Below are 19,216 nucleotides of genomic sequence, written 5' to 3'. Positions count from 1 at the left end.
AAAATGAATGATATTGACATAAATGAATAGAATATTTTCCTCTCTTGTAGCTCTTTTTTCAGTAACTGCACTTTGTGCCCAGGAGACACATAACATACCAAAGCTGGTTGTGGCAATCACAATCGACCAGTTACGCGGCGATTACCTGGAGATGTTTCAACACACTTTCGGGGAAAAAGGGTTTAAGAGGCTGATGAACGAGGGGCTGGTATATACCGATCTGGAGTTTGATTTTCCCTATCTCGACAGGGCTTCGACCATCACCACCATTTTCACCGGTGCCAATCCTTCCTATCATGGCATTACCGGGGAGATGCGGTTCCTGTTGAAAGAAAACCGGGAGGTTCCCACCTTCGCGGATGAAAATTATGCCGGAACCTTTACAACCGAACGTTATTCCCCGTTGCCTGTAAAGGTATCCACCATTGCCGACGAGTTGAAGATTGCCTCCGGCGGACAGTCGGATGTTTTTGCATTTGCGCCTCATGCCTCGCAGGCGCTGGCCTCGGGAGGACATGCCGCCAGCGGTGCATACTGGGTGGAAGACATGACCGGCAACTGGGCATCCACCACTTTCTATAAAACCCGTCAACCCATTGTGGAGCAACATAACCGGACGCCGGAAGCCTTGAGCAAGAAGATCGGCTCCATTACGTGGCGACCGGCCATCGATGTCTCCAACTACAACGCTTTTCCCTATACGAAGAACCTCTATAATTTCCAGCACTATTTCGGCGCAGACAGGAAAAATCATGTGCGGCTCCTGAAACAGTCGCCTTTCGTCAACACCGAGGTGCGTGAAATCGCGGAAAAGGTACTGATCGCCAACTCACTCGGGAAACGGCAGAATCCAGACTTTCTGGCGTTGACCTTCTACGCCGGGAATTTTGAAAATTCGCTCGACAAGAACTATTCGGTTGAAGTGCAGGATACCTACTACCGGCTCGATCAGGAGATCGGAAAGTTGCTGGATGCGATCGACACGGCAGTAGGATTGGATAATGCGTTGATCTTCGTGGCATCTACCGGATATTTCAATGAACAGGAGGTAATTCCTGCCGACATGGTGACCTCGGGTGGCGATTTCTATCCCGACAGAAGCATCGCCCTGCTCAACATGTATCTTATGGCCATTTACGGCCGGGAACAGTGGGTGAGCAAATATTACAACCAGCAGCTCTTTTTCAACCGGAAACTGATCGAGGACCGGAAGATCAATTTCGTGGAATTTCAGCAGAAAGCTGCCGAGTTCCTGGTCCATTCGTCCGGTGTACAGGATGTGATCACCTCTCATCAGATGTTGCATGGAGCTTACAACCAACGGGTACAACATTACCGGAACGGCTTTTTCAAGGGGATTTCGGGCGACCTCTACCTGGAGTTGCAACCCGGCTGGAGGGTGGTGCAGGAGGAGAATCCCAACACCAATGTCCGGGTAAGGGATAATGCCGTCCATGCGCCGGTAATCTTTTTCGGAAACAATATCAAGCCGCAACGGATCGACCGTGTGATTGAAGCCACGGAGATAGCTCCCAGCGTTTCGCACCGGTTGCGGATCAGGGCGCCCAACGCAGCAAAAGCCAATATATTGAAAGAACTCTTCTAACGAGATAGTCAACAGTTAATTCAACAATTCAAATCAAGGGGATCGGAGAGATGGTTACGGGAGACCGGCCACAGTTTCCGAAACCCGCAACAAAAAATATAATATGGGATTCAATTCATTTATAAGTAAAATATTCGGCAACAAGGCACAGAGGGATCTAAACGAGATAAACCCCATTGTGAACGCAATCAAGGAGGCTTATCCGAAAATTGCCGAACTCTCCAACGACGCACTTCGTGCAAAGACCAAGGAGCTGGAAGAGAGAATCGCCCTCTCCATTGCCGACGAAAATGCCCGTATTGCAGAGCTGAAAGCCGGCCTGGAAGAGGTGGCGCTTGAAAAGCGGGAATCGGTCTGGAACGAGATCGATAAGATAGAGAAGGAGATTACGGCTAAATTGGAGAAGGTGTTGGCGGAGATCCTTCCCGAAGCCTTTTCCATTGTCAAGGAGACCGCCAGAAGGTTCAAGGAGAACCCCGAGATTGTGGTCACGGCGACAAGTTTCGACCGCGACCTGGCTGCCAAGCACGACTTCATCCGGATCGAAGGCGACAAGGCGATCTACCAGAACCATTGGATTGCCGGCGGTAACGAGATTACCTGGGATATGGTACACTACGATGTACAGCTCTTCGGCGGGGTCGTCCTGCACCAGGGCAAGATTGCCGAGATGGCGACCGGTGAAGGAAAGACGCTGGTAGCCACACTGCCGGTATTCCTGAATGCGCTCACCCACCGTGGCGTGCATGTGGTAACGGTGAACGACTACCTGTCGAAACGTGACTCGGAGTGGATGGGCCCCATCTACATGTTTCACGGACTCTCGGTCGACTGTATCGACAAGCATGAACCCAACTCCGAAGCACGACGCAAGGCTTATGAAGCCGACATCACTTTCGGAACCAACAACGAATTCGGCTTCGACTACCTGCGCGACAACATGGCCGTTTCGCCCAGGGATCTGGTACAGCGCATGCATAACTACGCCATCGTCGACGAGGTCGACTCCGTATTGATCGACGACGCGCGTACCCCTCTGATTATCTCCGGACCGGTACCGAAAGGCGACGACCAGCTATTCGACCTTTTCCGCCCGCGGGTGGAGCAGGTGGTAAAGGCCCAGCGCGAACTGACAACCAAACTGCTTGCCGATGCCAAAGTCAAGATGGCATCGCAGGACAAGAAGGAGCAGGAAGAGGGAGCCCTGTTGCTTTTCCGCTCATACAAGGGCATGCCGAAGTACAAGCCGCTGATCAAGTTCCTGAGCGAACAGGGCGTGAAGGCGGCGATGCTGAAAACCGAGGAGTTCTATATGCAGGAGCAGTCTCGCAACATGCACATCGTCACCGATCCGTTATACTTTGTGATCGACGAGAAGCAGAACAGCATCGAACTGACCGACAAGGGGATCGACCTGTTGACCGGAAAATCGGACGACCCGCAGTTCTTTGTCCTGCCCGACATCGCATCGCAATTGTCCGAACTGGATAATCTACCGCTCAGCGATGAAGAGAAGGCTGCCAAGAAAGATGAACTCCTGCAGAATTATGCCATAAAATCGGAACGGGTCCATACGGTCAACCAGCTTCTCAAGGCATACACCCTGTTTGAGAAGGATGACGAGTATGTGGTTATCGACAACAAGGTAAAGATCGTGGATGAGCAGACAGGCCGTATCATGGAGGGACGTCGCTATTCCGACGGTCTGCACCAGGCCATTGAAGCGAAGGAGCGGGTCAAGGTGGAGGCTGCAACACAGACATTTGCCACCATCACCCTGCAGAACTACTTCAGGATGTACAACAAGCTTGCCGGTATGACCGGTACGGCCGAAACCGAAGCAGGCGAGTTCTGGGACATCTACAAGCTGGATGTGGTGGTGATACCGACCAACCGGCCGGTAATCCGGAACGACATGAACGACCGCATCTATAAGACGAAGCGCGAGAAATACACGGCAGTAATCGACGAGATCGAGAGTACCATTGCAAAAGGGCGACCGGTACTGGTCGGTACCACCTCGGTGGAGATCTCCGAACTGCTGAGCAGGATGTTAACCCTCCGCAAGATCAAACACAACGTACTGAATGCCAAGCTGCACCAGCGAGAAGCCGAAATTGTGGCCAATGCCGGTCAGAAGGGCATGGTGACCATCGCAACCAACATGGCCGGTCGTGGTACCGACATCAAGCTTGCGCCCGAAGTGAAGGAGGCGGGCGGTTTGGCCATCATCGGTACGGAACGTCACGAGAGCCGCCGGGTAGACAGGCAGTTGCGCGGTCGTGCCGGTCGTCAGGGAGACCCAGGTTCATCGGTCTTTTTCGTATCGCTCGAGGATGACCTGATGCGTCTCTTCGCCACCGAACGGATTGCCGGACTGATGGACCGGATGGGATTCAAGGAGGGCGACATGCTTGAACACGACATGTTGAACAAGTCGGTAGAGCGTGCCCAGAAAAAGGTGGAGGAGAACAACTTCGGCATACGCAAGCGGTTGCTGGAGTACGACGACGTGATGAACTCGCAGCGCGAGCTGATCTACAGACGCCGCCGCAATGCGTTGATGGGCGAACGTATCGAGATCGACGTTACCAACATGATCACTGAAACGGCCAGGAATATCGTGGTGATGAACGAGGATGACTACGAAAACATGAAGCTGGATCTTTTCCGTGTGATGGCCATTGAGATTCCCTTCACTGAGAAGGAGATGAAGGATATGAAGCTCGAAGCGCAGGTGGAAAAGGTGGTCGAGAAGGCCATTTCAGATTTCAAACGCAAAACCGACCGGTTGGCGGAGATCGCCCAGCCGGTAATCAAGGATGTGTATGAAAAGCAGGGCGCCATGTATGAAAATATCCTGATACCCATTACCGACGGGAAGAGGATATATAACATCACCACCAATTTGAAGGAGGCTTACGAGTCGGGATCCAAGGCGCTGATCAAATCGTTTGAAAAGGCAATCCTGCTACACACCATCGACGAATACTGGAAGGAGCATCTCCGGGAGATGGATGAACTTCGCCATTCGGTTCAGAACGCCAGCTACGAACAGAAGGATCCGCTGCTGATCTACAAGCTCGAATCGTTCAACCTCTTCAAGGTGATGGTTAACGAGATCAATACAAAAGCCGTGTCGATCCTGATGCGTGGGCAGATACCGGTACAGGATCCGCAGAGTGTCCGCCAGGCTGCACCCGATCAGAAGACCGATTACAGCAAATACCGCACCCAGAAGGATGAAGTGGGTAGGGGATCCGCTCCCGACGGAGCTCCCAGACAGCCTGAGCAGCGAAAGTTGGAACCTGTCCGCGTGGAGAAGAAGGTGGGAAGAAACGATCCTTGTCCCTGTGGAAGCGGGAAGAAATATAAAAATTGTCACGGACAGAATGGCTGATGCCACTCCAGTAAGATAAAAATGAGACGGACCCGAAGCAAGTTGACCCTTCTTCGGGTTCTTTTTTGCTCCAGAAGTACTTTGGCGGCAAACAATAAAAAACATTAATTAGAATGTGGCGAAACCGTTTTTTGGAGCGATTTCCTTTGTTAAATGGTGAAAATTTCCTATCTTAGTACGTTATTTAAATTGGATATAAGCATACACTTATTTTATTGGTTATCAATTGATTAATAAGTGTTTTCTTAAGAAAAAATTCACATTTTAGTATGATTGACCAAGAAGACAGAGTCATTAAGATCAGTATTGAAGATGAAATGAAATCGGCCTACATCGACTATTCGATGTCCGTAATCGTTTCACGTGCACTACCTGACGTCCGAGACGGATTTAAGCCTGTTCATCGGCGTATTCTTTTCGGGATGTCCGAATTAGGGAATACATCAGACAAACCGCATAAGAAATCGGCAAGAATCGTGGGTGAAGTCCTCGGTAAATACCATCCTCACGGCGATTCATCGGTCTACAATGCCATGGTGCGCCTGGCCCAGGATTGGAGCATGCGCTACACACTGGTTGATGGCCAGGGGAACATGGGAAGCATTGACGGCGACAGTCCCGCAGCCATGCGTTACACCGAGGCCAGGATGAACAAGCTTGGCGAAGAGATGCTGCGGGATATCGACAAGGAGACGGTAGATTTTCAATTCAATTTCGACGATACATTACAGGAGCCTACCGTGTTGCCGACACGGATACCCAACCTGCTGATCAACGGTGCGTCGGGTATCGCAGTGGGTATGGCAACCAATATGGCACCGCACAACTTGACGGAGGTAATCAACGGTATTGTAGCCTATATCGATAACAACGATATCGATACCGCTGGCCTGATGCACTACATCAAGGCGCCCGATTTCCCCACCGGTGGTTACATCTACGGGTACAAGGGTGTGATAGATGCTTTCGAGACGGGTAGGGGACGCATCGTGATGCGCGGCAAGGCTGAAATTGAATCGGGAAAGACGCACGACAAGATCATCATTTCAGAGATTCCCTATCTGGTCAACAAGGCCGAGTTGATCCGCCACATCGCCGACCTGGTAGCCGACAAGAAGATCGAAGGCATCTCCAACATAAACGACGAATCGGACCGTCAGGGGATGCGGATTGTCGTCGACGTCAAACGCGACGCCAATGCCAATGTAGTACTCAACAAGCTCTACAAGCTGACCGCCATGCAGTCGTCGTTCAACGTGAACAACATTGCTTTGGTAAAGGGACGTCCGCAGCTGCTCAACCTGAAACAGCTGATCGAACTCTTTGTCGAACATCGCCATGATGTGATTGTTCGGCGCACAAAATATGAACTCCGCAAAGCGGAAGAGAGGGCACACATACTGCAGGGGCTGATCATAGCTTCCGACAATATCGACGAGGTCATCTCCATCATCCGCTCGTCAGGCACACCACAGGAGGCTATCCAGCGACTGGTTGAACGTTTTGCGCTCTCCGAAATCCAGGCACGCGCCATCGTCGAGATGCGGTTGCGCCAACTTACGGGACTTGAGCAGGATAAGCTCCGGGCCGAATTTGAAGAGATTCAACGGCTGATCGCCCACCTGAACGATGTCCTGAACAATCAGGATCTGCGCATGCAGATCATCAAGGAGGAGTTGATCGAGATCCGCGACAAATATGGTGACGAACGCCGTTCCGAGATCATCTATGCATCGGAAGAGATGAATCCCGAAGATTTCTACGCAGACGACGAGATGATCATTACCATTTCTCACCTAGGTTACATCAAACGGACTCCGCTCTCCGAATTCCGTACGCAGAACAGGGGAGGGGTAGGAACCAAAGGATCGCAGACCAGAGACGAGGATTTCGTGGAATATATCTATCCCGCCACCAATCACAACTATATGCTCTTCTTCACACAGAAGGGAAAATGCTACTGGCTCAGGGTATATGAAATTCCGGAAGGAACCAAAACATCGAAGGGAAGAGCTATCCAGAACCTGCTCAACATCGATTCGGACGACAGCATCACCGCTTTTGTACGGGTTCTCACCCTGGAGGATGAAGCGTATATCAACTCCCACTACCTGGTATTCGGAACCCGGTCTGGAATCGTGAAGAAAACATTGCTCGAGGCCTATTCCCGTCCGCGTCAGAATGGAGTGATCGCCATCGGATTGAACGAAGACGATCAGGTAATCTCCGTAAGGTTGACCGACGGCAAGAAAGATATCATCCTGGCCAACCGGAACGGCAGGGCCATTCGTTTCCACGAGTCGGATGTACGGCCAATGGGGCGTACTGCTACCGGTGTAAAGGGAATGACGCTGGACGATGATGGCGAGGATTATGTTGTCGGTATGATCTGCATGGATCCCGATTCGAAAGATACCATACTGGTAGTATCGGAACAGGGATACGGCAAGCGAACCATGCTTAACGACGAGGATGGTGAACCGGTCTACAGGATCACCCACCGTGGCGGTAAGGGGGTTAAAACCCTGAACATTACCGAAAAAACAGGTAAGCTAGTCGCCATCAAAAGTGTTACCGATGACAACGATTTAATGATTATTAACAAATCAGGAATTACAATACGTGTGAAAATTTCCGATATTCGCACCATGGGACGTGCTACTCAGGGAGTTCGGCTTATTAACCTGGAAAAACGGAACGATGAGATTGCCTCGGTATGTAAAGTAAACTCTGAAGAGGAGGAAGAGGATGTTGAGATCGTTTTGGCCGAAGAAAATGAGGAAAATCTAACCGAAGAGAATGAGGAATAGTATTGGAAGTTTAAACTTTTTGTAATTTTACAGTCAAAAGAACCAAAGTAGAGAGAGATTCCCAATTTTAGAGAGAAACTTAACTTAAAACGATGAATAAAATGAAAAAATTATTTTTCCTTACCGCAGCGGCTATTTTTGCAGCAGGTTCCTTGTTTGCGCAAAAGTCGGCTGTGAGAGATGCCAAGAGATCTTTGGGAAGCAACGACCTGAACGAGGCACGTACATTAATCAAACAAGCAATCACAAACCCCGAGACAGCCAACGATCCGGAAACCTGGAAAATATACGGCGATATCGGAAACAAGGCATTCGACAACGAACGGACCAACGAGATGCTGGGAAAACCTGCCAATCAGGAGGTGATGTTCAACGGGCTGTTGGAATCATACGAACCGTATGTAAAAGCCGATTCACTGGGTGAGTTGCCCGACGCCAAAGGCAGGGTAAAAAACAAATTTCGTAAAGATATCTCTGGAATTTTAAAGGCAAATCATCCATTCTACATCAACGGTGGGGTATTCTTCAACGAAAAACAGCAATATAGCAAAGCTGCCGATTTCTTTGAAATTTACTGGAACATACCCACGCTACCGATGTTTGACGGTCAGAAAGATGCTTTCCAGCTCGACAGCACCTATCAGACCATCAAGTATTACGCCATCATCACCGCCATCCAGGCAAAAGATCACGACCGGGCTTTGAAATTGCTAAAAAGAGCGGCCAGTGAGCCTTTTATCCCCAATAGCGCATACCAGGAAAGTGATATTTACGAACTTATTGCCAGTGAATATATCCAGCAGGGCGATACCGCCAAATATATTGAGACCCTTTACGAAGGTGCTGAAAAATTCCCGAAAAGCAAGTATTTCATTCCCAATCTGGTAAACGTATTTATTCGTCAAGGCAACAACCAGAAAGCAATGGAATACCTGGATGAAGCCATCAAGAACGATCCCACCAACGCATGCGACCTGAACAGTGTAAAGGGTGCATTGTTGGCTGAAAAGGGGGAATTTGCAGCAGCTGAAGCTGAATACAACAAGGCGTTGGCTCAGGATGCCAATTGCGAAAGGGCTCTCGAAGCGCTGGCTGTAAACTTTATCCTCCAGGCACAAAACCTGAAAGAGAAAACGGCAACGATTACCGACCGTAAAATGCAGTTGGAAAACGACAAGAAAACAGTCGAATTCTATCAGGCAGCTCTGCCGCACCTCGAAAAATTCACCCAGCTGCTGAAAGACCGGAATGCCGATAAAACTGAAATCGATGGAGCTTTGATGAAACTGAGAAACGTTTACTATAACCTGAGCATGATGGGCGTAGACAAGTCCGTACAATTGAAAGAGGTGGAAAAAGAGCTCGGATTATAATATGTGTAGAACTTTCACTACAACAACATTTATGAGAGGTGTCGAAAAATCGGCACCTCTTTTATTTTCCACATCGAACCGAAGAGAGTAGACTTTTCCGAATAGACAATTAAACATAATAGTAATTATAGGAATTTTATCTCTGTTTTTTAAGGAGCAAAAATTCGCACTTTTTTATTACTTTTGTACCGTAAGATGAATTGAGACTTACTTCGCACCCGATATGGATACAACAAACGATCAACGATACAATCTTCGCGGCGTTTCCGCATCGAAAGAAGACGTGCACAATGCCATAAAAAATATCGACAAGGGAATCTTCCCGAAAGCATTCTGCAAAATTGTCCCGGATATCCTGGGCGGCGATCCCGGCTACTGCAACATTATGCATGCCGACGGTGCGGGCACCAAATCGTCACTGGCATACGTCTACTGGCGCGAGACCGGCGATCTCTCTGTCTGGAAAGGAGTTGCACAGGATGCGCTGATCATGAATATCGACGATCTGCTGTGCGTTGGCGCGACCGACAATATACTGCTCTCGTCCACCATCGGACGCAACAAGAACCTGATACCCGGCGAAGTGGTTTCGGCCATCATCAACGGCACCAACGAGCTGTGCGAGGAGCTCTCGTCGCTTGGGGTGCATATCTATCCTACGGGCGGAGAAACGGCCGACGTTGGCGACCTGGTAAGGACGATCATTGTAGACAGCACGGTGACCTGTCGCATGAGACGTGCGGATGTCATCGACAATGCCAATATAGCAGCCGGAGATGTGATCGTGGGACTCTCCTCCTCAGGCCAGGCCACCTACGAACGCGAGTACAACGGTGGCATGGGGAGCAACGGATTGACCTCCGCCCGGCACGATGTTTTTGCCGGTTACCTGGCGGAGAAGTATCCCGAAAGCTACGATGCGGCCATTCCTGAATCGCTGATCTACTCCGGAAATATCGGGCTTACCGATCGGATCGCCAATCTGGGAGTGGATGCCGGAAAACTGGTTCTCTCCCCTACCCGCACTTACGCTCCAATCATATCGTTGATATTAAAAGAGTTACGTGATAAAATCCACGGAATGGTACACTGTTCCGGAGGGGCACAAACCAAGATCATGCATTTCCTGAACGACGGGCTGCGTGTTGTCAAGGATAACCTTTTCCCGCTCCCACCCCTGTTCGAGCTTATTCACGAACAGTCAAACACCGACTGGAAAGAGATGTACAAGGTATTCAATATGGGGCACCGGATGGAGCTCTACCTGCCAGAGAAATATGCGTCGAAGGTAATTGAGATCTCCAAGTCGTTCAATGTGGATGCACAGGTGGTTGGCCGCGTGGAAAAATCGGACGTGCGGGAACTGATCATCGAGAGTGAATTTGGGAGATTCACCTATTAACATTAAAACCTTTACTAGGACATCAGAGACAAATTATGTCAGACAACTCACTATTGGATAAACTCAATCACCTGGTTACCCGTTTCGAGGAGATTGGAACCCTGATCACCGATCCTACCGTTATCGGCGATATGAAACGGTTTGTCAAGCTCAACAAGGAATACCGGGAGCTGGAAGCGATTGTAGCTGCCCGGAACGAATATAAACTGGCATTAGACTCCATCGAGGAGGCGAAAAAGATCCTGGAGAGCGAGTCGGACAGCGACCTGCGTCAGCTGGCCAACGAGGAGCTCGCTCTCAATACCCGGAAACTGCCCGAACTGGAAGAGCAGATTAAGCTGTTGCTGATTCCGGCCGACCCCGAGGACGATAAGAATGTGATCATGGAGATCCGTGGCGGGACAGGTGGCGATGAAGCGTCGATCTTTGCCGGAGATCTATACAAGATGTATACCCGTTATTGCGAAAGCAAGGGGTGGAAGACCGAAGTCTCCAGCTATACCGAAGGAACGGCGGGAGGTTTCAAGGAGATCATCTTTACCGTCACCGGCGAAAAGGTGTACGGCACATTGAAGTATGAGTCAGGTGTCCACCGGGTACAGCGCGTTCCGGCAACCGAGACACAGGGTCGCGTACACACATCGGCCGCTACCGTTGCCGTACTTCCCGAGGCGGAAGAGTTCGAGGTGGAGCTCAACCCTGCCGATATCGACTTCCATACGGCACGTTCCAGTGGCGCTGGAGGGCAGAACGTAAACAAGGTAGAGACAAAGGTTCAGCTTACCCACAAACCCACCGGCATCGTGGTGGTCTGCCAGCAGGCACGTTCGCAACTGGCTAACCGGGAGCTGGCCATGCAGATGTTGCGTGCCAGACTCTACGATATCGAGCTCACCAAACGGCAGGGCGATATCGCTTCACGGCGAAAGACCATGGTATCCACCGGCGACCGTTCGGCCAAGATCCGCACCTATAACTACCCCCAGGGAAGAATTACCGACCACCGCATCAACTATACCGTTTACAACCTTGCAGCCTTTATGGACGGCGAGATCCAGGATCTCATCGACCGGCTCATCGTCAGCGAAAATGCCGAGCGGTTAAAGGAGGCAGAAATCTAAAGAAAAGTGATTGACGTTTCAAACAGATAAGATAATGACCAAACAACAACTTTTTGCGCAGATTCAGAAAAAGCGCTCCTTCCTCTGCGTGGGGCTGGACACCGATATCACCAAGATTCCGGAACACCTGCTGGAAAAAGAAGATCCGATCTACGCTTTCAACAAGGAGATCATCGACAAGACGGCGTCCTACTGTGTGGCCTACAAGCCCAACTTGGCATTCTATGAAAGTCAGGGATTGACCGGTTGGCTTGCGTTCGAGAAGACGGTGGCCTACATCCGGCAACGCTATCCCGACCAGTTCATCATTGCCGATGCCAAGCGGGGCGATATCGGCAATACCAGCGAGATGTATGCAAGCACCTTTTTCGATACTGCGCGGGTGGATGCCGTAACCGTAGCACCCTATATGGGAGAGGATAGCGTCACACCATTCCTGAAGTACAACGGAAAATGGGTTATTCTGCTGGCTCTCACCAGCAACAAGGGGTCGCAAGATTTCCAGTTGCTCCAGGACCAGAACGGTGAGCGGTTATTCGAAAAGGTGCTTCGCCAGTCGCAAGCATGGGCATCGGCCGAACAGATGATGTATGTGGTGGGTGCCACACAGGGAAGACTCTTTGAAGAGGTGAGAAAGATTGTTCCCGATCACTTCCTGCTCGTACCTGGCGTAGGTGCCCAGGGAGGCTCGCTGGAAGAGGTCTGCCACTACGGCATGAACCGGGAGTGTGGCCTGCTGGTCAACTCGTCACGAGCCATCATTTATGCAGACACCACCGAAACGTTTGCGGAAACAGCCGGCAAGGAGGCCAGAAAATTGCAGGAGGAGATGGCAGGAATGCTGGAGAAGTATCTATAGTCTCGTTCCTGTCACCCATATCTTTGTATCTCTTGCAACGGTCGTTGCAAAGAGATAGAGCTCCCCACCCTCTTTCAGGCCGGTTTTCCGACGGATTTCGGCTACTGACAACGGAAAATTGCGGACAGTAATGTTCGCTTTTTTTGTTTGTGAGAGGAACTGTTTCACGTTCTGCCTGTTGGGAACAAACCACTGCCGCACTTCAAACATGCGGCCGGGAAAATCGTAGACCGGTCTGTCCGAAGTATAGAGGTGACTGTTCACATGGAGTTTCTGCACTCCATACCGTTTCGCCACGCTCTTGAATCCCCCCGCCTTCAAGATAGAGGCATTGGGTTCGTAGAGATAGCTGCCAACGGCTGAGGCAAAAGGGATCTCAACATTCTGTTCCTCCTCCGGAGAGAAATAAAATCTCTCCATCTTACCGGTTCTGTAGAGATTAACGGCATGGAAGAGGGTCGCCATGGCATCGGGTGACAGCAGGAAGAGCAACTCCTTGCACTCGTTCTCTACCGAGACGACATGCACCTCGCTCACCCTGCCCAAGCTTTTGAGTGCCAACGAGATGTCGAGCATGGGCGAGAACTTGATTACAACCAGCTTCGCCTTGGCCAGCAACTGCTCCCGGATAACCGACACATCGGGCGAACACTCCTCGATGCGGACTACCTTTCGTCCCACATTGTCGCGACGCGACGGATCTAGATAAATCATCTCCGCCGGTTCCATCCTCTGCAGAAAGGCTTCACCGGGGTCGTTCACAACGGATATACCCTGCAGGCCCAATACCGAAAAATTGTGCCTGGCAATATGGCAAAGATCCTGATCCTGCTCCACATATACCGATTGCTCGAACCGTTGCGAGAGCGCCGCAAAATCTACCCCCATCCCGCCGGTCAGGTCCACCAGTCTCCCGAAGCCGCCGGGAACCAGCGAAGCCTTGTAGCCTGCGGTAATCTCTGACGATGCCTGCTCCAGTGAGAGATGAACCGGATAGATGATTCCATCGGTGTTGTACCATCTGGGGAACTTTTCTCTGGCTGTCTGCCGCCCCACGATCTGGCTCAACACCAACGCAACATCCAGGCTCCGATACTTCTCCTTGTCGAGCTTCAAGGCCAGCTCCTTCACATCGTCCTGTTCATGCTGACGGATAAAATCCTTCTGTTGCGTGGTCAGTTCCATTCGATATAAATAAAAACAACCTGACTATCGAAATAGCAGGTTGTTCTTATCAACTAAAAAAACTTGTATTTTATGGATCAAGTACTCTTGATTTTCAGACGGCTGAAGCCAATTGATTACGCTTCTGCTTTCGGAAGAACCGATACGAAAGAGCGGTTATTTCGGCGTTTGCGGAAAACCACAACTCCGTCGATCAACGCAAAAAGCGTGTGATCCTTACCGATTCCTACATTCTCTCCCGGATGGTGAACTGTTCCGCGTTGACGAACCAAGATGTTGCCTGCTTTTGCGAACTCGCCACCAAATATTTTAACGCCCAATCGTTTACTTTCCGATTCGCGGCCGTTCTTCGAACTACCTACACCTTTCTTATGTGCCATTTTCTTCTGATTTTAACTGATTAAGCAATAATCTCTTTTACTAAAACTTCTGAGAACTGTTGACGGTGACCGTTCAACTTACGGTATCCTTTTCTTCTTTTCTTCTTGAAGACAAGAACCTTGTCGCCTTTTACATGCGAAAGAATCTCAACAACCACCTTTGCTCCTTCAATAACGGGAGCCCCAACCTGTACATCGCCATCTTTGTCGACGAGCATCACTTTTTCAAACTCCACCACGCTGCCCTGTTCGGCATTGATCCGGTGAACGAACAATTTCTGGTCCTGCTGCACTTTAAATTGCTGACCTTGAATATCTACGATTACGTACATAAAAAATAACTTATCGTTACATGCCTGAGGCGAGCGGCATCGTGCCACTACTTATTGAGCCTATTGGCGAATCGAGGTGCAAAAGTACGAATATTATACGTATTTACAAAATATATTCGCGACAATTATTTCACGGCAGAGTCAAGCAGCAAGTGCAATTTACATTAATTGTTTGTAAAACTCAACTTTGGGTGTGTTAAAGTCCAATTTTTTCCTCGGTCTTTCATTCAGCCTGTGCTGTATCCGCTTCAATCTGTCGGGTGGATAGTCCTTGAAGGACGCCCCCCTTGGGGATGTATTGCCGGATGAGCTTGTTCGCGTTTTCGATCGATCCTTTTTGCCATGCCGAATAGGGGTCGGTGAAGTACACCGGGGCTTCCAGCATCTCCGTGATCCATTCCGGGGTGGCCCGGTTGCCGGGCAGGCGTTCCCTTCTCTCCATCGCCATCTCGTGGGCCAGTCGCCACGAGTAGCCCCCGCGCTTGTCCTTGTTGCGCTGCAACTCCCTGGACACCGCTGAAGGACTGACACCTATCAAGCTAGCGATCGTCCGCTGGGTGTCACCGTTTTCTAAACCTAAATAAATCGCGTACCTTTGTTCTGAAGTTAACTGTTTGTATTTTTTCATAAGCAACATAATAGTTAATTTTAGGGAGACTTCGGTCTCCTTTTTCTTTTATGTTGCTGTCCGACTCTCTTCGGGGGCTTGCGCGCCCCCGGCCGTTAGGCAAACCCCCCCGGTGTTTTTCATGATTGTTGTGAAGAATCATTTCAAAAAACAACACGTGGATGTTGCACTTCTAAGTTGAACTTAGGCACAACTAACGCTTGTACAATGACCGGAACTGCTCATCCAGTTCGGGGGAGACCGTCGCCTTCGCTTTCCAATCCTCGCTACCGATGACGCCGGCCCGGGAATAGTCGAACGGAACAAAGCCGATCTTCCGCGCAACAGCTCTTTTCCTGAACCGGAAGTCGTAATTCTCCGGATCTTCGAAAAGCGGGTCGGCCACGATAGAGTGCAGATCCCTACCCATCTTTTTCCATTCATCATATGAGTGACCGTAGAAGACGAGCTTTTCCCCCCTTCTATCCCAGTAACAGTTCCGATCGTACATGATATTGGCCTTCCGGAAGGCTTCCTCGCTGCTGAAGGAGATCAGGCTGCCCCTGTCGAAATAGATGATATTGTTGGTAAAGGAGTAAGAGAGGTGCTCTTCCGCCCTCGTGAACTGAATCTGATGATTGAGGTTGAAGGCAAAGATGTTGTTGCGGATGGTGTTCATTTTCCCGTAGTGCTGGTGGAAGCCAGAACTCTTGCAATTGTAGACCAGGTTGTTCTCCAGCAGGATGTCGTATGCACCTTCATCGGTATACAACCCCCACCCTCCATAATCGTAGGAGTAGATGTCATGAATCACATTATTGTTCACCGTTGTACCTTCTGAAGCCCCCAGCAGGTAGACGCCCCCCATGTCGCACAGCTCGCCCCAGCCCAGGTGGTGGATGTGGTTGTAGGCAATGGTATTCCGTTTGGTCGGACTGTAGGTGTAGCCCCACACCCACCCTACCGAGACGCCCGAATAGCGGAAATCGCCAATATCGTTATGGGTAATGGCGTTGTCGCTGCCATTGAAAATGATTACACCCACGCCTGGAGGAAAGATATATCCACCATGCTGGATGATGTTGTTATGCACCGTAATCTCCTTGGTCAGCCGCTCCTCGGGCGGGATGTAGGAAGTGCCGATCTTTATGCCTCCCGCTCCCAGATCATGAAGATGGCAATGTTCAACGCGCGAGCGTCGACACTGTTCCCTGAACCAGATGGCATAATTTCCCGTATGGGCAATATTGCAATTCAGGAACTCAATCTCCTGGGCAAAATCGAGCATCACCGTGGCAGGGATGGAGACTGCCGCCTGCGGATCGGTGTATCCATGCGGCGGCGTACGGTAGCCGGTCACCTCAAACCGGATATTTTCAAAACGGATATGCTCAACCGGCGAGTCCGGTTTTCCGGCAATGGTGATCAACTGCTCGGTTACCGGCATCAAGCAGCGTGTCTGCTCGGGCGTCTCCCCCGGCATCGGGATATACCACAACCAGCCAGATTTGTCCAGATACCATTCACCGGGAGCATCCATTGCCTTTCGGTAGTTCTCGACGATGTAGCGTGCGTTCTTCTTGATCCCGAAATTCCATGCCAGTCCCCTTCCTGAGATATACCAGCAACTATCCTTCAATCCCAGGAAATCGGGAACCTTGCGGGTATGGGTCCAGAGATGATTGAACCCTAAAACCACACCCTCCAGCTCATCTGGAGCTATATCCTGCAGGATGTGATAGTCGTCGGGCTGCAGGCAGATCCGTTGCAATGCAAAATCGGCCACTTTCCCGTACTGGTCGGCATCGATCTTCCCCCGGCTAAGGGTATCGGTATCGACCTTCCGGATATTCAGGAATTTCCCCCGGTTGGGCGTCTGTGCCCGAAAACGGCGTTCACCGTTGATGAACAACTGCTCGAACCGGAATCCTAACCGCGTTTCGGGCACAAATACCCGCCACAGACCCGGATTGACTACTTCAAACTGAGCCGTTTCAATGCCACCGCAGAAGAGTGGGCGTTTATCCGCTTCGGCCGAAGTGTAGATCACCGGCGACGTCGCACTACCAGCATCCTCTACTGTCAACACAAACGGTTCCATCAGCGTATAAGTGCCTGGAAGAATCCTTACAAAGAGCGTATCGGTTATAGCCCCTCGACTGCGCAGCTCCCTGATCCTGTCGCGTGCTCCTGTCAAGGTTGCCAACGGTTGTTCCCTTGTCCCGCTGTTTCCATCATCTCCTGACGGAGAAACATACAACTCCTGCCCCGCTGCTACCTGTAAGGAGAACGCCAGCATCAGAAAAAATTTTCCGATTTTCAACATATGATTCAGATTTAAGTTAGAGACGGTATCGGTTCAACGTATCCTCTTTTCAATTTCAAAATAGGCCCTGCCCAAGTTATCGATAATATCGGAAGCGATAAAGCTCCGGGGATGGATCTCCGCTGCGGTCAGGTCGGCCGTCAAACCATGCAGGAAGACGCCCGACTGGGCAGCCTCCAGCGGTGAATAACCCTGTGCAAGCAGACCTGTAATGATTCCGGTGAGCACATCCCCGCTGCCGGCTGTGGCCAATGCCGGTGTTCCAGTCCTGTTAACATATAGATGTTCTGGGGTCACAATCAAGGTGTATGCGCCTTTCAAGACGACAATCAAACGGTACTTTTTTGCGAATGCTATTGTCTTCTCTATTTTTTCGTAGTCTTCGCGCCACTCTCCTATCAGTCTGGACAACTCCTTGGGATGCGGCGTCAAAATGGTATCCGGAGGCAGTAGGGAGAGCCATTCCCTATTCTTCGACAAGATATTCAACCCGTCTGCATCGATCACCATGGGTGCCCTGTTCTGCTGTATAAAGCGGTAAAAAGCCTCCTGGGTCTCCGGTAGCAGTCCCATGCCCACACCTATCCCAACGGCATCGGGCCGGATCGTATAACCGATCGAGGTAATATGCGTTCCGTTCCGGTCCTCAATCACCATCGCTTCCGGAAAGGCAGTCTGGAGGACAGATGTGCCACAACCGGGCACGAAGGCGGTAACCAGTCCGCAACCGCTTCTCAGCGCAGCCCTGGATGCCAGGCAGACCGAACCGATCTTACCCAGACTCCCCCCAATCAGTAAACCGTGTCCCTGTGTACCCTTATGGGCAAACTTGTGAAGCGGCTTCAACAGTGCCCGTATGTTACACCTCTCCACAAGGCTCATATTGCTTGCCTCCTGCGCTATTGCCTCCTTGTTCAACCCTATCGGCACAATCGTCACTTTGTCCGTGTAGGCCTGATTATCTGGAAGATATAGCGCCAGTTTGGGGATCTCGAAAGTGATGGTCTCGGTGGCGTGCACGGCAAATGAGGTAGGCCGGTCCAAGAAAAGACCACTCGGCACATCGATGCTGATCACCGGCTTCCCACTCTCGTTGATCCGTTGAATCACCGTCGCCGCAATGCCGCTCACCTCCCTCGAGAGCCCCGTTCCGAAAATTCCGTCAATCAGCAGGTCGTAGCCCGATAGCTCCGGTATCTCCTTCTCCTCCCTCACTTTCATGTAGGAGATATTTTCCGCCTTTATCCGTCGCACATTGTGGGCACAATCCTCCGTGTAGTGGTCGCTGTACTCCACAATGCAGACCTTCACGTTGTATCCCGACTTGTTCAGGAGGCGGGCAACCACCAGTCCGTCGCCACCATTGTTTCCCACACCTGCAAAGATCAGCACCGGGCTATTCTTGTCGGGGAATCTCTCCGTAAACCTGTCGTAGAAAGCCTTTGCAGCCCGTTTCATGAGTTCGAGCGACGGAATCCCCTCCCGTTTAATCGTCTCCGCATCCACTCTCCTAATCTGCTCCGAGGTTAGAATCTTCATCTGGCTCTGTCTTTTTTTAAGATTACATTGCGAAGTTATATAATTTTATCACTACAACCAATTCACAACAAAGCAAAAATCAACAAAATTCCCCATTTTTATTCCATTTTTCTTTCCGAATGATTAAAATCGACCCACCCATGAAATTAGATTATTAAAATCCACAACCTCAATCCTGAAAAAGGTTTACAGAAAAACGCCAAATTATAAAAAAATTTACTAAACTTGCAGCGTGAAAGACAGATCAGCACTATAGACTGATTATTTATCTGATAC

12 protein-coding genes and 1 pseudogene are annotated in these 19,216 nt (G+C 50.4%); 7 read left to right on the top strand and 6 right to left on the bottom strand.

Translation table 11 applies throughout. The features are described from left to right. Window positions 1–22 precede the first annotated feature (22 nt). The 7 genes from ING2E5A_RS08115 (at window position 23) to pyrF (ending at window position 12,571) form a co-directional block, all read left to right on the top strand. Window positions 23–1,606 (top strand): alkaline phosphatase family protein, encoded by a 1,584-nt coding sequence (locus ING2E5A_RS08115; RefSeq protein WP_071136968.1) that lies wholly within the window; start codon window positions 23–25, stop codon window positions 1,604–1,606. A gap of 103 nt (window positions 1,607–1,709) precedes the next feature. Further along, window positions 1,710–5,006: a preprotein translocase subunit SecA gene (secA, locus tag ING2E5A_RS08110; RefSeq protein ID WP_071136967.1), complete on the top strand. Its 3,297-nt coding sequence runs from the start codon at window positions 1,710–1,712 to the stop codon at window positions 5,004–5,006. A gap of 269 nt (window positions 5,007–5,275) precedes the next feature. Further along, the gene (gyrA, locus tag ING2E5A_RS08105; RefSeq protein WP_071136966.1) at window positions 5,276–7,816 is read left to right on the top strand and encodes a DNA gyrase subunit A; all 2,541 of its coding nucleotides are present in this window, start codon (window positions 5,276–5,278) and stop codon (window positions 7,814–7,816) included. Between the two features lie 101 nt (window positions 7,817–7,917). Further along, window positions 7,918–9,189 carry a tetratricopeptide repeat protein gene (locus tag ING2E5A_RS08100; RefSeq protein WP_071136965.1) on the top strand — a complete coding sequence of 424 codons (1,272 nt, stop codon included), beginning with the start codon at window positions 7,918–7,920 and terminating at the stop codon, window positions 9,187–9,189. Between the two features lie 223 nt (window positions 9,190–9,412). Next, window positions 9,413–10,591: an AIR synthase related protein gene (locus ING2E5A_RS08095; RefSeq protein ID WP_071136964.1), complete on the top strand. Its 1,179-nt coding sequence runs from the start codon at window positions 9,413–9,415 to the stop codon at window positions 10,589–10,591. 35 nt (window positions 10,592–10,626) lie between these two features. Then, window positions 10,627–11,712, top strand: coding sequence for a peptide chain release factor 1 (prfA, locus tag ING2E5A_RS08090; protein ID WP_071136963.1), 1,086 nt, complete (start codon window positions 10,627–10,629; stop codon window positions 11,710–11,712). A gap of 34 nt (window positions 11,713–11,746) precedes the next feature. Next, on the top strand, window positions 11,747–12,571 hold the full coding sequence (gene pyrF, locus ING2E5A_RS08085) for an orotidine-5'-phosphate decarboxylase (protein ID WP_071136962.1): 825 nt from the start codon (window positions 11,747–11,749) through the stop codon (window positions 12,569–12,571). Here pyrF and ING2E5A_RS08080 read toward each other — a convergent pair. From ING2E5A_RS08080 to ING2E5A_RS08055, 6 genes and pseudogenes are all read right to left on the bottom strand, one after another. Continuing rightward, entirely contained in the window at window positions 12,566–13,756 is a 1,191-nt protein-coding gene (locus tag ING2E5A_RS08080) for a class I SAM-dependent methyltransferase (RefSeq protein WP_071136961.1), read from the bottom strand. The two genes, pyrF and ING2E5A_RS08080, sit on opposite strands and share 6 nt — an antisense overlap. A gap of 116 nt (window positions 13,757–13,872) precedes the next feature. Continuing rightward, window positions 13,873–14,136 (bottom strand): 50S ribosomal protein L27, encoded by a 264-nt coding sequence (gene rpmA / locus ING2E5A_RS08075; protein WP_071136960.1) that lies wholly within the window; start codon window positions 14,134–14,136, stop codon window positions 13,873–13,875. A 20-nt stretch (window positions 14,137–14,156) separates the two neighbouring features. Next, entirely contained in the window at window positions 14,157–14,468 is a 312-nt protein-coding gene (gene rplU, locus ING2E5A_RS08070; protein ID WP_071136959.1) for a 50S ribosomal protein L21, read from the bottom strand. 159 nt (window positions 14,469–14,627) lie between these two features. Continuing rightward, window positions 14,628–15,096 (bottom strand): annotated as a pseudogene (locus tag ING2E5A_RS08065) (transposase). Window positions 15,097–15,289: 193 nt separating this feature from the next. Next, a complete protein-coding gene (locus ING2E5A_RS08060) occupies window positions 15,290–17,401 on the bottom strand; it encodes a right-handed parallel beta-helix repeat-containing protein (RefSeq protein ID WP_071136957.1) in 2,112 nt (703 codons plus the stop codon). A 33-nt stretch (window positions 17,402–17,434) separates the two neighbouring features. Further along, a complete protein-coding gene (locus tag ING2E5A_RS08055; protein ID WP_071136956.1) occupies window positions 17,435–18,940 on the bottom strand; it encodes a bifunctional ADP-dependent NAD(P)H-hydrate dehydratase/NAD(P)H-hydrate epimerase in 1,506 nt (501 codons plus the stop codon). Between the last annotated feature and the right edge of the window lie 276 nt (window positions 18,941–19,216).

The sequence above is a fragment of the Petrimonas mucosa genome, assembly GCF_900095795.1.
GTDB lineage: Bacteria > Bacteroidota > Bacteroidia > Bacteroidales > Dysgonomonadaceae > Petrimonas > Petrimonas mucosa.
This window is presented reverse-complemented; position numbering and strand designations above follow the sequence as displayed.

Excerpts from the sequence above, each read along its gene's own strand:
- rplU (WP_071136959.1), bottom strand. The coding sequence starts at position 14,468 with ATGTACGTAATCGTAGATATTCAAGGTCAGCAATTTAAAGTGCAGCAG.
- gyrA (WP_071136966.1), top strand. The coding sequence starts at position 5,276 with ATGATTGACCAAGAAGACAGAGTCATTAAGATCAGTATTGAAGATGAA.
- ING2E5A_RS08080 (WP_071136961.1), bottom strand. The coding sequence starts at position 13,756 with ATGGAACTGACCACGCAACAGAAGGATTTTATCCGTCAGCATGAACAG.
- prfA (WP_071136963.1), top strand. The coding sequence starts at position 10,627 with ATGTCAGACAACTCACTATTGGATAAACTCAATCACCTGGTTACCCGT.
- ING2E5A_RS08095 (WP_071136964.1), top strand. The coding sequence starts at position 9,413 with ATGGATACAACAAACGATCAACGATACAATCTTCGCGGCGTTTCCGCA.
- ING2E5A_RS08060 (WP_071136957.1), bottom strand. The coding sequence starts at position 17,401 with ATGTTGAAAATCGGAAAATTTTTTCTGATGCTGGCGTTCTCCTTACAG.
- rpmA (WP_071136960.1), bottom strand. The coding sequence starts at position 14,136 with ATGGCACATAAGAAAGGTGTAGGTAGTTCGAAGAACGGCCGCGAATCG.
- ING2E5A_RS08100 (WP_071136965.1), top strand. The coding sequence starts at position 7,918 with ATGAAAAAATTATTTTTCCTTACCGCAGCGGCTATTTTTGCAGCAGGT.
- secA (WP_071136967.1), top strand. The coding sequence starts at position 1,710 with ATGGGATTCAATTCATTTATAAGTAAAATATTCGGCAACAAGGCACAG.
- ING2E5A_RS08115 (WP_071136968.1), top strand. The coding sequence starts at position 23 with ATGAATAGAATATTTTCCTCTCTTGTAGCTCTTTTTTCAGTAACTGCA.
- ING2E5A_RS08055 (WP_071136956.1), bottom strand. The coding sequence starts at position 18,940 with ATGAAGATTCTAACCTCGGAGCAGATTAGGAGAGTGGATGCGGAGACG.
- pyrF (WP_071136962.1), top strand. The coding sequence starts at position 11,747 with ATGACCAAACAACAACTTTTTGCGCAGATTCAGAAAAAGCGCTCCTTC.